The 15,290-nt window shown below is 65.5% G+C and carries 6 protein-coding genes; all 6 read right to left on the reverse strand.

The genetic code is table 11. From position 1 onward, the window contains the following. Positions 1-69: 69 nt before the first annotated feature. Positions 70-4,338 (reverse strand): DNA-directed RNA polymerase subunit beta', encoded by a 4,269-nt coding sequence (gene rpoC, locus HJG53_RS08730; protein WP_171129536.1) that lies wholly within the window; start codon positions 4,336-4,338, stop codon positions 70-72. A gap of 133 nt (positions 4,339-4,471) precedes the next feature. After that, positions 4,472-8,635, reverse strand: a complete 4,164-nt coding sequence (gene rpoB / locus HJG53_RS08735; RefSeq protein ID WP_171129538.1) for a DNA-directed RNA polymerase subunit beta — start codon at positions 8,633-8,635, stop codon at positions 4,472-4,474. Positions 8,636-8,832: 197 nt separating this feature from the next. After that, positions 8,833-11,493, reverse strand: a complete 2,661-nt coding sequence (gene ppdK / locus HJG53_RS08740; RefSeq protein ID WP_171129540.1) for a pyruvate, phosphate dikinase — start codon at positions 11,491-11,493, stop codon at positions 8,833-8,835. Positions 11,494-11,549: 56 nt separating this feature from the next. Next, a complete protein-coding gene (gene glyS / locus HJG53_RS08745) occupies positions 11,550-13,985 on the reverse strand; it encodes a glycine--tRNA ligase subunit beta (RefSeq protein WP_171129542.1) in 2,436 nt (811 codons plus the stop codon). Positions 13,986-14,072: 87 nt separating this feature from the next. After that, entirely contained in the window at positions 14,073-14,942 is an 870-nt protein-coding gene (locus HJG53_RS08750; RefSeq protein ID WP_368039541.1) for a glycine--tRNA ligase subunit alpha, read from the reverse strand. Between the two features lie 53 nt (positions 14,943-14,995). Further along, positions 14,996-15,274, reverse strand: coding sequence for a hypothetical protein (locus HJG53_RS08755; RefSeq protein WP_171129544.1), 279 nt, complete (start codon positions 15,272-15,274; stop codon positions 14,996-14,998). Between the last annotated feature and the right edge of the window lie 16 nt (positions 15,275-15,290).

Here is a 15,290-nt window from a genome sequence, read left to right on the forward strand (position 1 = left end):
CGCCGCTCAGATCACATGAAAAAAGGCCCCGGCGGTTCCGCCGAGGCCCTTTCTTTCGCGTCCCGAGGATCAATCCTGCAGATAGTCGCCGGCGGCTTCGTCCGAGCCGTCGCCGCTGACCACGGCGACTGCCAGCGGATCGTCGCCGCTATCGTCCTCGACCGGGCGGCGCAGCTCGGCGGCGTGCTCTTCCGCGGCGCTGTTCGGCGCCACGAGCGAAGCCTGCCAGTTGCGCTGCGCAGCGCGGAGAGCCGCGTCGCGCGAGGACGCCGCCACCCGGAGCCGGTTCATGCCGGCGCCCGTGCCCGCCGGGATCAGCCGGCCGACGATGACGTTCTCCTTCAGGCCCATCAGCGTGTCCTTCTTGCCCTGGACCGCCGCTTCGGTGAGCACCCGGGTCGTTTCCTGGAAGGAGGCGGCCGAGATGAAGCTGCGGGTCTGGAGCGACGCCTTGGTGATGCCCAAGAGGACCGGCTTGCCTTCCGCCGGGCGCTGGCCCGGGTTCAGCTTGGCATTGACCTCGTCCATTTCCTCCCGGTCGAGCTGTTCGCCGACCAGGAGAGTGGTGTCGCCCGACTCGGTGATCTCGACCTTCTGCAGCATCTGACGAACGATCGTCTCGATGTGCTTGTCGTTGATCTTCACGCCCTGCAGTCGATAGACTTCCTGGATTTCCGACACGAGATATTCGGCCAAGGGCTCGATGCCGAGCACTTCGAGAATATCGTGCGGATCCGGGCTGCCGCCGATCAGGTTGTCGCCACGCTTGACATAGTCGCCTTCCTGGACGTCGATCACCTTCGACTTCGGCACCAGATATTCGACGACCTCGCCGCCATCATCCGGCTGGATGCCGATCTTGCGCTTCGCCTTATAGTCCTTGCCGAACACGACCCGGCCCGAGACCTTGGCGATGATCGCATTTTCCTTCGGCTTGCGCGCCTCGAACAGCTCGGCCACCCGCGGCAGACCGCCGGTGATGTCGCGAGTCTTGGCCGCTTCGCGCGAGACACGGGCGAGCACGTCGCCGGCCTGGACGGTCTGGCCGTCCTCGACCGAGAGCATCGCCCCCGGCGCCAGCATGTAGCGACCCGCTTCGCCCGACGTCTCGTCGAGCAGGGTGATGCGCGGACGCAGATCCTCCTTCGACTTGGTGGTCGCACGATATTCGATCACGACACGCTGCGCGATGCCGGTGGCTTCGTCCGTCTGCTCGACGAGCGTCTTGCCCTCGATCAGGTCCTGGAACTTCACCACACCGGCCTTTTCGGTGATGATCGGCATGGTGAACGGATCCCATTCGGCGATCCGCTCGCCCTTCTGGACGATGTGGCCGTCGTTCACGAGCAGGTGCGCACCATAGGGCAGACGATGGGTCGCCCGCTCACGGCCGTCCATGTCGAGGATCGCGATCTCGCCGTTGCGGGCAAGCGCAATGCGCCGGCCGCGGCTGTCCGTAATCGTCGGCAGGTCGCGGAACTCGATCCGGCCGTCGCTGACCGCTTCGAGGTTCGACTGCTCATTGAGCTGCGCCGCACCACCGATGTGGAAGGTCCGCATCGTCAGCTGGGTACCCGGCTCGCCGATCGACTGCGCCGCGATGACGCCGACGGCTTCGCCGATATTCACCGGCGTGCCGCGCGCGAGGTCGCGACCATAGCAGGCGCCGCAGACGCCGCCCTTCGACTCGCAGATCAGCGGCGAACGGATGCGCACCGACTGGATGCTCATCTCTTCAAGGCGAGCGACCATGGCCTCGTCGAGAAGCGTGCCTTCCGAAACCAGCGTCTCGCCGGTCTTGGAATCCACGATGTCCTCGGCCGTGGTGCGGCCCAGCACACGCTCGCCGAGCGAAGCGATGGTGGCGCCGCCCTGGACGATCGCCTTCATCTCCAGCGCCCGTTCGGTGCCGCAATCCTCTTCGACAACGACGCAGTCCTGCGACACGTCGACGAGACGGCGGGTCAGGTAACCCGAGTTCGCCGTCTTGAGCGCCGTGTCCGCGAGGCCCTTGCGGGCGCCGTGGGTGGAGTTGAAGTACTCAAGGACGGTCAGGCCTTCCTTGAAGTTCGAGATGATCGGCGTTTCGATGATCTCGCCCGACGGCTTGGCCATGAGGCCGCGCATGCCGGCAAGCTGCTTCATCTGCGCCTGCGAACCACGGGCGCCGGAGTGCGCCATCATATAGATGGAGTTGATCGGGGCGAGCCGGCCATCGGCCAGCTTCGGCGTCGCCTTGATCTCTTCCATCATCGCATTCGCCACCTGGTCGCCGCAGCGGCTCCAGGCGTCGATCACCTTGTTGTACTTTTCCTGCTGGGTGATCAGGCCGTCCTGATACTGCTGCTCGTAATCCTTCACGAGCGCGCGGGTCTCTTCGACGGTCGCTTCCTTCGAAGCCGGAATGATCATGTCGTCCTTGCCGAACGAGATGCCCGCCTTGAACGCATGACGGAAGCCCAGCGCCATGATCGCGTCGGCGAACAGCACCGTCTCCTTCTGACCGGTGTGGCGATAGACGGTGTCGATGACGTCGCCGATCTCCTTCTTGGTCAGCAGGCGGTTGACGGTCTCGAACGGCACCTTGTGCGACTTGGGCAGGGTCTCGCCGAGCAGCATGCGGCCCGGCGTCGTCTCGACCCGCTTCATATAGGTGACGCCGTTCTCGTCGGTCTGCGGAACGCGGCTGACGATCTTGGTGTGGAGCGTCACCGCCTTCGCATCGAGCGCCTGGTGCACTTCCGACATGTCGGAAATCATCATGCCCTCGCCCGGCTCGCCTTCGCGCTCCATAGAGAGGTAATAGAGGCCCAGCACCATGTCCTGCGACGGCACGATGATCGGCTTGCCGTTCGCGGGGCTGAGGATGTTGTTGGTCGACATCATCAGCACGCGCGCTTCCAGCTGTGCCTCGAGGCTCAGCGGCACGTGCACGGCCATCTGGTCGCCGTCGAAGTCGGCGTTGAAGGCCGAGCAGACCAGCGGATGAAGCTGGATCGCCTTGCCCTCGATAAGCACCGGCTCGAACGCCTGGATGCCGAGGCGGTGGAGCGTCGGCGCGCGGTTCAGCAGCACGGGGTGCTCGCGGATCACTTCGTCCAGGATGTCCCAGACTTCCTTGCGCTCCTTCTCGACCCACTTCTTGGCCTGCTTGAGCGTCATGGACAGACCCTTGGCGTCGAGCCGGGCGTAGATGAACGGCTTGAACAGCTCCAAGGCCATCTTCTTCGGCAGGCCGCACTGGTGCAGCTTCAGCTCCGGACCGGTCACGATGACCGAGCGACCCGAATAGTCGACGCGTTTGCCGAGCAGGTTCTGCCGGAACCGGCCCTGCTTGCCCTTCAGCATGTCGCTGAGCGACTTCAGCGGACGCTTGTTCGCACCGGTGATGGTGCGGCCGCGGCGGCCATTGTCGAACAGCGCGTCCACCGCTTCCTGCAGCATGCGCTTTTCGTTGCGGACGATGATGTCCGGCGCGCGCAGCTCCATCAGCCGCTTCAGGCGGTTGTTGCGGTTGATCACGCGGCGATAAAGGTCGTTCAGGTCCGACGTCGCGAAGCGGCCGCCGTCGAGCGGCACCAGCGGGCGCAGCTCGGGCGGGATGACCGGCACGACGTTCAGGATCATCCATTCCGGGCGATTCCCGGAGTCGATGAAGCTTTCGACGACCTTCAGCCGCTTGATGATCTTCTTGGGCTTCAGCTCCGACTTGGTGGTCGCGAGCTCTTCGAGCAGCTGGGTGCGCTCACCTTCGAGATCGAGGCTTTCGAGCATGATGCGGACCGCTTCCGCGCCGATGCCGGCGGAGAAGGCGTCCTCGCCATATTCGTCCTGCGCCGAGAGCAGTTCGTCCTCGGTCAGCAGCTGATAGCGCTCAAGCGGGGTCAGGCCCGGCTCGATCACCACATAGGCTTCGAAATAGAGGATCCGCTCAAGCTGCTTCAGCTGCATGTCGAGCAGCAGGCCGATGCGGCTGGGCAGCGACTTCAGGAACCAGATGTGCGCGACCGGGGCGGCCAGCTCGATATGGCCCATCCGCTCGCGCCGGACCTTCGAGACGGTGACCTCGACGCCGCACTTTTCGCAGACGATTCCCTTGTACTTCATGCGCTTGTACTTGCCGCACAAGCATTCGTAGTCCTTGATCGGGCCGAAGATACGCGCGCAGAACAAGCCGTCACGCTCGGGCTTGAACGTGCGGTAGTTGATCGTCTCCGGCTTCTTGATCTCGCCGAACGACCAGGAACGGATCCGCTCCGGCGACGCGATGCCGATCTGGATCTGGTCGAACGTCTCCGGCTTGGTCAGCGGATTGGCGAAGGGGGTCATCTCGTTCATTTTCGGTCCTCACTAGCCCCTCCCCTTCAGGGGAGGGGTTGGGGTGGGGCAGTAACTTGTTTTCGGAGTGAAGAGCCTGGCTCAGACTTCCCCACCCCAACCCCTCCCCTGAAGGAGAGGGGCTTTTCGGCTTTTACTCCGCGGCCTGGGCGAGTTCGTCGCCGTCCTCGTCGATCGCATCCATCGTGTTCAGCTCGACGTTCAGGCCCAGCGAGCGCATTTCCTTGACGAGCACGTTGAAGCTCTCGGGAATGCCGGCCTCGAAGGTGTCGTCGCCCTTGACGATCGCTTCATAGACCTTGGTGCGGCCGACCACGTCGTCGGACTTCACCGTCAGCATTTCCTGCAAGGTGTAGGCGGCGCCGTAAGCCTGCAAGGCCCAGACCTCCATTTCGCCGAAGCGCTGGCCGCCGAACTGCGCCTTGCCGCCCAGCGGCTGCTGGGTGACCAGGCTGTACGGCCCGATCGAACGCGCGTGGATCTTGTCGTCGACCAGGTGGTGGAGCTTCAGCATGTAGATGTAGCCCACGGTCACCTTACGGTCGAACGCCTCGCCGGTGCGGCCGTCATAGAGCGTCGACTGGCCCGACGTGTCGAGACCGGCCAGCTCCAGCATCCGCGACACGTCCGCCTCGCGCGCGCCGTCGAACACCGGCGTCGCCATCGGCACGCCATTCTTCAGCAGGCCCGCCATCTCGACGATATCCTCGTCGGGACGGCCGTCGATCTCGGCGGCATAATCGTCGCCATAGACCGTCTTCAGTCGGTCCCGGACCGCCTGCGGGGCAGCCCCGCCCTGCGCGTCGGGATTGGCCTCACGCCAGCCTTCCAGTGCCTCGGTGATCTGGCGGCCGAGACCGCGCGCGGCCCAGCCCAGATGCGTCTCGAAGATCTGGCCGACGTTCATGCGGCTCGGCACGCCCAGCGGGTTCAGCACGATGTCCACATGCGTCCCGTCTTCCAGGAACGGCATGTCCTCGATCGGCAGGATGCGGCTGATCACGCCCTTGTTGCCGTGACGGCCGGCCATCTTGTCGCCTGGCTGCAGCTTGCGCTTCACCGCGACGAAGACCTTGACCATCTTCAAGACGCCCGGCGGCAGCTCGTCGCCCCGCTCCAGCTTCTCGCGCCGATCCTCGAACTTTTCGTTGATCGACTTCACGGCCTCGTCATACTGCGCCTTGACCGCTTCGATATCGGCCTGGACGCGGTCGTCCTGCACCGCGAACTTCCACCATTCGTGACGCTCGACCTCATTGAGGAGCGCGTCGTCGATGCTGGAGCCCTTCTTGACGCCCTTCGGCGCCGCGGTCGCGACCTGGCCGAGCAGCATTTCGCGCAGGCGCGACCAGGTGGCGCGGTTGAGGATCGCGCGTTCGTCGTCGGCGTCCTTGCGGAGCCGCTCGATTTCCTCGCGCTCGATCGCCAAAGCACGTTCGTCCTTGTCGATGCCGTGGCGGTTGAAGACGCGCACGTCGACCACCGTGCCGGTGACGCCGGGCGGCAGGCGCAGCGACGTGTCGCGCACGTCCGACGCCTTTTCACCGAAGATGGCACGGAGCAGCTTTTCCTCCGGCGTCATCGGACTTTCGCCCTTCGGCGTGATCTTGCCGACCAGGATGTCGCCCGGCTCGACCTCGGCGCCAATATAGACGATGCCCGCCTCGTCGAGGTTGCGCAGCGCTTCCTCGCCGACGTTCGGGATGTCGCGGGTGATGTCCTCCGGCCCGAGCTTGGTGTCGCGGGCCATGACCTCGAACTCGTCGATGTGGATCGACGTGAACACGTCGTCCTTCACGATGCGCTCGGAGATCAGGATCGAGTCTTCGTAATTGTAGCCGTTCCAGGGCATGAACGCGACGAGGGCGTTGCGGCCCAGCGCCAGCTCACCGAACTCGGTCGAAGGGCCGTCGGCGATGATGTCGCCGGCGCTGACCACGTCGCCCACCTTCACCAGCGGACGCTGGTTGATGCAGGTCGACTGGTTCGAACGCTCGAACTTCATCAGGCGGTAGATGTCGACGCCCGACTTGCCGGCCTCGACCTCGCCGGTCGCACGGACGACGATGCGGGTCGCGTCGACCTGGTCGACGATGCCGGCGCGCTTGGCAGCAATCGCCGCACCGGAGTCGCGCGCCACCGTCTCTTCCATGCCGGTGCCGACGAACGGCGCTTCGGCACGAACCAGCGGCACCGCCTGGCGCTGCATGTTCGAGCCCATCAGCGCGCGGTTGGCGTCGTCATTCTCGAGGAACGGAATGAGCGAGGCGGCAACCGACACGAGCTGCTTGGGGCTCACGTCCATCAGGGTGATCTGCTCGGGCAACGCCATCAGGAACTCGCCGGCCTGACGCGCCGAGACCAGTTCCTCGGTGAAGCGGCCTTCAGCGTCCAACTCGGCGTTCGCCTGCGCGATGGTGTGCTTGGCCTCTTCCATCGCCGACAGATAGACGACGTCGTTCGTAACCTTGCCGTCGACGATGCGGCGGTACGGCGTCTCGATGAAGCCATATTTGTTGACCCGGCTGAACGACGCCAGCGAGTTGATCAGGCCGATGTTCGGGCCTTCCGGCGTCTCGATCGGGCAGATGCGGCCATAGTGCGTCGGGTGGACGTCGCGGACTTCGAAGCCCGCGCGCTCACGCGTGAGACCACCCGGCCCGAGCGCCGAGACGCGACGCTTGTGCGTGACTTCGGAGAGCGGATTGGTCTGGTCCATGAACTGCGACAGCTGCGACGAGCCGAAGAACTCGCGCACCGCGGCGACCGCGGGCTTCGCGTTGATCAGGTCGTTCGGCATGACGGTCGACACGTCGACCGACGACATGCGCTCCTTCACCGCGCGCTCCATGCGGAGCAGGCCGACGCGATACTGGTTCTCGAGCAGCTCGCCGACCGAACGGACGCGGCGGTTGCCGAGATTGTCGATATCGTCGATCTCGCCCTTGCCGTCCTTCAGGTTCACCAGCTCCTTGACGACGGCGAGGATGTCCTCGGTGCGCAGCGTCGTGATGGTGTCCTCGGCATCAAGGCCCAGGCGCATGTTGAGCTTGACGCGGCCGACGGCCGACAGGTCGTAGCGCTCCGGATCGAAGAACAGGCCGGCGAACAGCGCTTCGGCGGTTTCCTTCGTCGGCGGCTCGCCGGGACGCATGACGCGGTAGATGTCGGAAAGCGCCTGGTCGCGGTCCTCGGCCTTGTCGACCTTGAGCGTGTTGCGGATCCAGGGACCGGTGTTGACGTGATCGATGTCGAGCAGTTCGACCCGGTCCAGCCCGGCCTTGTCGAGCTTTTCCAGATTCTCGGGCGAGACCTCGTCGCCGGCTTCGATATAGATCTCGCCGGTCGCCTCGTTGATCAGGTCGAGCGCCGAATAGCGGCCGAAAATCTCTTCGGTCGGGATCAGCAGCGTGGTGAGGCCGTCCTTGGCCGCCTTGTTCGCGGCGCGCGGCGTGACCTTCTGGCCGGCCGCGAACACGACTTCGCCGGTCTCGCCATTGACGACGTCGAACTGCGGCTTCTGGCCGCGCCAATTCTCGACGACGAACGGCACCTTCCAGCCGCCCGTGCCGCGTTCCCACGTCACGGTGTTGTAGAAGTGATGCAAGATCTCCTCGCCGTTCAGGCCGAGGGCGAGCAGCAGCGAAGTGACCGGCAGCTTGCGCTTGCGGTCGATGCGGACGTTGACGATGTCCTTGGCATCGAACTCGAAGTCGAGCCACGAACCGCGATACGGGATGACCCGCGCGGCGAAGAGATACTTGCCCGAGGCGTGCGTCTTGCCGCGGTCATGGTCGAACAGCACGCCCGGCGAGCGGTGCATCTGCGAGACGATGACGCGCTCGGTGCCGTTGATGAAGAAGGTGCCGTTCTCGGTCATGAGCGGCATGTCGCCCATGTAGACGTCCTGCTCCTTGATATCGAGCACGGAGCGGCTTTCGGTGTCGGCGTCCACCTCGAACACGATCAGGCGCAGCGTAACGCGCATCGGCGCCGCATAGGTGATGCCGCGCTGACGGCATTCCTCGACGTCATATTTCGGCGGCTCGAGTTCGTAATGGACGAAGTCGAGCTCGGCGGTGCCGGCAAAGTCGCGGATCGGGAACACGCTGCGCAGCGTCTTTTCCAGGCCCGACACATAGCCGGTCGCCGGATCGGAGCGCAGGAACTGTTCGTAGCTTTCGCGCTGGACCTCAATCAGGTTCGGCATCTGCACCACTTCGTGGATGTTGCCGAAAACCTTGCGGATACGCTTGGACGCGCGGCCAGCCGAAGCCGGAACTGCCTGAGTCGCCATGGGGGTTTAGTGCCTCGCCGTTGAAATCCGGACGCAGACCCGACGCAAAAAGCCGCGTGTTCTCAAGGAGAGAACCGCAGCTCCAGGCGTTCGGGCAACCACCAGTCTTCCATTCGTTCGGCCCGCCGCGCCACCTGCGTGCCATGTCCCGAAAACTGTGGTGAGAGGGGCGATATAGGACTCGCGCCCGCCCCTGTCTAGGCCCTCAACGCGGCTTGCGCCGCCGCAAGCCGGGCGATGGGCACGCGGTAGGGAGAAGCGCTGACGTAATCGAGGCCGACGCTTTCGCAAAAGGCGATGGAGGCGGGATCGCCACCATGTTCGCCGCAGATGCCGAGCTTGATGTCGGAACGCGTCTGGCGGCCGCGTTCGGCGGCGAGCGAGATCAGCTCGCCGACGCCTTCGATATCGAGGCTGACGAACGGATCGCGGGCGAAAATGCCCTTGTCGACATAAGTCGTCAGGAAGCGCCCGGCATCGTCGCGGCTGACGCCCAAGGTGGTCTGGGTCAGGTCGTTGGTGCCGAAGCTGAAGAACTGGCCGACCTCGGCGATCTCGCCCGCCTTCAAGGCCGCGCGCGGCAGTTCGATCATTGTGCCGACCAGATATTCGATGCGCCGCCCCTTCTCGGCGAACACCGCCTCGGCGGTGCGGTCGATCACCTCCTTCATCAGCTCGAGCTCGCGCTTCGTCGCGACGAGCGGCACCATCACTTCGGGAATAGGCGCGGCACCGGATTTCTCCGCCACCTCGACCGCTGCCTCGAAGATCGCGCGCGCCTGCATTTCGTAGATTTCGGGATAGGTGACGCCCAGCCGGCAGCCGCGATGACCGAGCATCGGGTTGAACTCGTGCAGTTCCGCCGCGCGGCGTTTGAGCGCCTCGACGCCGATGCCTGCGGCTTCGGCGACTTCGGCGAACTCTTCTTCCTCGTGGGGTAGGAATTCGTGCAGCGGCGGGTCGAGCAGGCGGATGGTGACCGGCAAGCCGGCCATGATCTCGAAAATCTCGGCAAAGTCGCTGCGCTGTTCGGGGAGCAATTTGGCAAGTGCGGCGCGGCGGCCCTTTTCGCTGTCGGCCAGAATCATCTGGCGGACGGCGGTAATCCGCGCCGCATCGAAGAACATGTGCTCGGTGCGACACAGGCCAATGCCCTCCGCGCCGAAGCCGCGCGCGGTGCGGCAGTCGAGCGGGGTTTCGGCATTGGTGCGAACCTTCAGCCGCCGCACGCCATCGGCCCATTCCATCAACGTGCCGAAATCGCCGGCCAGTTCCGGCTGCACCGTCGGCACGGCACCCGCCATCACTTCGCCCGTCGCGCCGTCGATGGTGATGACATCGCCTTCCTTGATCGTGCGGTCGCCGATGCGGAACAGCTTCGCCTTGGCGTCGATCGCGAGCGTGCCGGCGCCGGAGACGCAAGGGCGGCCCATGCCGCGCGCCACCACGGCCGCGTGGCTGGTCATGCCGCCGCGCGCGGTCAGGATGCCCTTGGCCGCGTGCATGCCGTGAATGTCTTCCGGGCTGGTCTCGATGCGGACGAGAATGACGGCCGCGCCGAGCTGCGCGCGCGTTTCGGCCGTGTCGGCGTCGAACACCACTTCGCCCGACGCGGCGCCCGGAGAAGCGGGCAGGCCCTTGGTCAGCACGTCGCGCTCGGCCTCGGGGTCGAGCGTCGGGTGGAGCAATTGGTCGAGCGCCTGTGGGTCGACGCGACCGACCGCCTCGCTCTTCGTGATCAACCCTTCCTCGGCCATGTCGACGGCAATCTTTAGCGCCGCCTTGGCGGTGCGCTTGCCGCTCCGCGTCTGCAGCATCCACAGCTTGCCGCGTTCGACGGTGAACTCGATGTCCTGCATGTCGCGATAGTGAGTCTCGAGTAGGTCGAAGACCCGGGCGAGCTCGGCATAGGTCTCCGGCATCGCCTCTTCCATGCTGAGCGGCTTGGCGCCGGCCTGCTCGCGCGCGGTGCGGGTGAGATATTGCGGCGTGCGGATGCCGGCGACCACGTCTTCACCCTGCGCGTTGATCAGGAACTCGCCATAATAAGCGCGCTCGCCGGTCGACGGGTTGCGGGTAAAGGCGACGCCGGTGGCGCTCGTCTCGCCCATATTGCCGAACACCATCGCCTGGACGTTGACGGCCGTACCCCAGTCGCCGGGAATGTCGTTCAGCCGGCGATAGACCTTGGCGCGGTCCGATTCCCACGACCCGAACACCGCGCCGATCGCGCCCCAGAGCTGGTCGTGCACGTCCTGCGGGAAGGGCTTGCCCCATTGCTCCTGGACCAGCCGCTTGTACTCGCCGACGAGCTTGCGCCAATCCTCGGCCGACATGTCGGTATCGAGGAAGTGACCCTGGTCTTCCTTGGCGATCTCCAGCGCTTCCTCGAACGCGCCGTGATCCAGGCCGAGCACGACGTCCGCATACATCTGGATGAAGCGGCGATAGCTGTCCCAGGCAAAGCGCTCGTCGCCGCTGGTAGCGGCCAGGCCCTGCACCGTCTCGTCATTGAGGCCGAGGTTCAGCACCGTGTCCATCATGCCCGGCATCGACACGCGCGCGCCGGAGCGGACCGAGACGAGCAGCGGGTCGGCGGGGTTGCCGAAGCTTTTGCCGGTGACGCCCTCGATATGGGCGAGGCCCTGCGCGACTTCCGCCTTCACGCTGTCGGGGAACGTCTGGCCCTCGGCATAATAGCGGGTGCACATTTCGGTGCTGATCGTGAAGCCCGGCGGCACCGGCAGGCCGATCGACGCCATGCCATCGAGGTTCGCCCCCTTGCCGCCGAGCAGTTCCTTGCCGAGCCCCCGCCCGTCCGACACTCCACCGCCGAAGCGGTACACGTACTGCGTCATCGATTCCCCTTCAGCGTGGCGAATGTTCACAAAAGGTCGCGGTGGCCATGGGCGGCTCAGCCCTCGATCCTGGAGAAATCGGCGACCTGGTGCACCGCGTCGCGCATGCGCGCGAGCAGGTTCAGCCGCGCCGCGCGCCTGGCGGGATCGGCGTCGTTCACCGTCACCTTGTCAAAGAACGCGTCCACCGGAGCGCGCAAGCTCGCCAGCGCCGCCATCGCCCCCTCGAAATCCTCCGCCGCGACCGCCGCCCGCGCGCGCGGCTCGGCCGAATCGAGCGCGGCGATCAGCGAGCTTTCCTCAGGCTCGGGGGTGTAGGACAGGATTTTCTCATGCGCCGAGATCGCGTCGCGCAGATCCTCGGCCATGACGAAGGGGTCTTCCTCGCCGGTCTGGGGGATGCCTTGTACATCTCCTCCGCCGTTCTCCTGCGAAAGCAGGAGCCCAGGGTTGCCCCGTACCGCTTCTCCCTGGGCCCCTGCTTGCGCAGGGGAACTGGGCGGCCACGCCTCCTTCTTCAGGATGTTCGCCGCGCGCTTGTAGCCGGCGAGCAGGTCGCGGCCCTCCGCCGTCTCGATGAAGGATTGCAGCGCCTTCACCCGCGCGAGCAGGCGGACGAGGTCGTCCTCCCCGCCGAGCGCGAACACCGCGTCGATCAGGTCGTGGCGGACGCCCGCTTCGCGCTGCTGGACCTTGAGGCGGTCCGCGAAGAAGTCGGGAATAGCGTCCACGATGAGTTCGCCGACATCCAGGTTCTTCAACCATGTCGATGCTTCCTCATATTCAACATCTGGCATGTCGTAGTGGAAGCGTTCGCGGACGAAACCTCTCAATGCGCTTGCAACGAGCCGCTCCAAGCTCACCCTAACGCGATTATCCAAAATAAGCTGAATAGAACTCAAGGCAGCTCGACGCAGTGCGAACGGATCACGCGACCCGGTAGGCCGCTCCTTGATCCCAAAGAAGCCAATGATAGTATCCAGCTTGTCCGCCAAACTCACCGCGACGGTCACCGGCGCGGTCGGCACTTCGTCGCCTTGGCCGACAGGTTTGTAGTGATCGCGGATGGCGTCCGCGACTTGCGGCGGCAGGCCCTGGGCGCGGGCGTAATAGCCGCCCATCACGCCTTGCAGCTCGGGGAACTCGCCGACCATGCCGGTGACGAGGTCGGCCTTGCAGAGGCGGGCGGCCTGTTCGGCGAGGTCTGCGAGTTCTTGATCCTCCCCTGCGACACGCAGGGGAGGGGGACCGGCGGAGCCGGTGGAGGGGCCGGCCGCGGAGCGGGCGGAAGCCGCACCCTCCGCTTCGCTTCGGGCCCCTCCACCATGCTGCGCATGGTCCCCCTCCCCTGAGCGTTGCTCAGGGGAGGATTTGACGATCCCCTCTTCCACCAGCCAGCGGGCGAGCTTGGCGACGCGCTCGACCTTGTCGGCGACAGTGCCGAGCTTTTCGTGGAAGACGATCTTTTCGAGCTTGGGCAGCTGGTCCTGGAGCGGGACCTTCAGGTCCTGTTCCCAGAAGAATTTGGCGTCCGACAGGCGGGCGGCGAGCACCTTCTGGTTGCCGGCAACAATGGCGACGCCGCGGTCGCGCGGCTCCACATTCGCGGTGCAGATGAAGTTGGGAACGAGCTTGCCGCCAGCATCCAGGCAGGCGAAATATTTCTGGTTGGTCGCCATGGTGAGCTGGATCACCTCGGGCGGGACCTCCAGGAAGCTGGCGTCGAAGCTGCCGAGCAAGGGCACCGGCCATTCGGTCAGCCCGGCATTTTCGGCGAGCAGCGCCTCGTCGCGGACGAGGGTGAGGCCGGCCTGGGCGGCGACGGTGGTCGCGCCTTCCGCGATAATGCTCTCGCGCTCCTCGTGATCGACGATGACGTGGCAGGCGCGCAGCTTGGCGGCGTAATCCTCGGCCGAGCCGATGGTGATGCGGCCGGGGTGGTGGAAGCGGTGGCCGACGGTCGCGGCGCCGGAGGCGATGCCGTCGATCTCGAACGGCACGATCTCTTCACCCAGGAGGGCGATGATGCCCTGCAGCGGGCGGACCCAGCGCAGGCTCTCGGTCGATTGCGAGGCCGCGCCCCAGCGCATCGACTTGGGCCAGGGAAAGGCGCGGACGATGGCCGGAATGGCCTCGGCCAGCACCGCGGCCGTGGCGCGGCCGGGCTTATCGATCACGGCGAAGTACACGCCGTCGCGATCGGTGAGCTGGTCCTGGGTGAGGCCAGTCTTGCGGAGGAAGCCTTCGAGCGCCTGCGGGGGCGCGGAGGTGCGCGGGCCTTTCAGCTCCTCGCGTACGGCTTCGGTCTCGGCGGGCAGGTCGCGGGCGATCAGAGCGAGCCGGCGGGGGGTCGAGAAGGTCTCGATTGCCGCTGCCTTGAGACCGGCCTTGGCGATCTCGGCTGCGAACAGCCGCGCCAGATCGTCGCGCGCGCGAGCCTGCATGCGAGCGGGGATTTCTTCCGACAGGAGTTCGAGGAGGAAATCAGTCACTTCGTTCCCCTGCGAAAGCAGGGGTCCAGCCCTGAGCAGAGGACTCCTGGGCCCCTGCTGTTGCAGGGGCACAGTCCATTGCCCGCCTCACGCCGCCCACCCGTTCTTTTCCATCCAGGCGGCGCAGGCGCCTTTGGCGAGGTCGCGGACGCGGCCGATATAGGCTTGCCGCTCGGCGACCGAGATCACGCCGCGGGCCTGGAGCAGGTTGAAGATATGGCTTGCCTTGATCGCCTGTTCATAGGCCGGGATGGGCAGCTTCTTGTCGAGGCAGTTCTCGCACTCGGCGGCGGCCTTCCGGAAGCCGTCGAACAGGCTGTCGGTGTTCGCGACCTCGAAATTCCAGGTCGACATCTGCTTTTCGTTCTCGAGGAACACGTCGCCATAGGTCGTGCCGCGGCCGTTGAAATCGAGGTCGTACACCCGGTCGACATTCTGGATGTACATGGCGAGCCGTTCGAGCCCGTAGGTGAGCTCGCCGGCCACGGGCTTGCAGTCGAAGCCGCCCATCTGCTGGAAATAGGTGAACTGGGTCACCTCCATGCCGTCGCACCAGACTTCCCAGCCCAGGCCCCAGGCGCCGAGCGTCGGCGATTCCCAGTCATCCTCGACGAAGCGGATATCGTGCTTGAGCAGATCGAGGCCGATCGCCTTCAGGCTGCCAAGATAGAGATCCTGCAAGTCGGGCGGGCTCGGCTTCAGGATCACCTGATATTGGTAATAATGCTGCAGCCGGTTCGGGTTCTCGCCATAGCGGCCGTCGGTCGGCCTACGGCAGGGCTGGACGAAGGCGGCGTTCCACGGCTCCGGCCCGAGCGCGCGCAGGGTCGTCGCGGTGTGGAAGGTGCCGGCGCCCATTTCCATGTCATAGGGCTGCAGGATCACGCAGCCCTGATCCGCCCAATAGCGGTGGAGCGCGAGGATCAGGTCCTGGAAGCTGGGGGCGGTCTCGGGCACGGGGCTTCGCACGTGCAATATGGCGCAGGGCCGGTCAACACTTCCCTGTGAGGTTAATAATCCCAGCTTTCGCGCTGCATGGCGCGGCGTTGGCGTTCGACTTCCTTGCGGCGGCGTTCCTCGGCCTTTTGCCGGGCGCGTTCTTCCTTGGCGAGTTGCTCTTCCTGGCGGCGGATTTCGCGGCCGCGCTTTTCATCGGCTTCGGACTGGCTGGTGGTGAGCTTGTCGGCCGTCCAGCCGACCGCCTTGACCGGCATGGTGGCGACGTCGAGCGCCGTCTTGGCGAGGCAGCCGCCGAGCGTCAGCGGCAGGAGAAGAAGCAAAGCACGCACGGACGACCCCTGAAAT

The organism is Sphingomonas sp. ID1715, assembly GCF_013044515.1.
GTDB lineage: Bacteria > Pseudomonadota > Alphaproteobacteria > Sphingomonadales > Sphingomonadaceae > Sphingomonas_B.

What these genes read in the sequence shown, in the direction of transcription:
- rpoC (WP_171129536.1), bottom strand. Translation starts at nt 4,338, where the DNA reads ATGAACGAGATGACCCCCTTCGCCAATCCGCTGACCAAGCCGGAGACG.
- rpoB (WP_171129538.1), bottom strand. Translation starts at nt 8,635, where the DNA reads ATGGCGACTCAGGCAGTTCCGGCTTCGGCTGGCCGCGCGTCCAAGCGT.
- ppdK (WP_171129540.1), bottom strand. Translation starts at nt 11,493, where the DNA reads ATGACGCAGTACGTGTACCGCTTCGGCGGTGGAGTGTCGGACGGGCGG.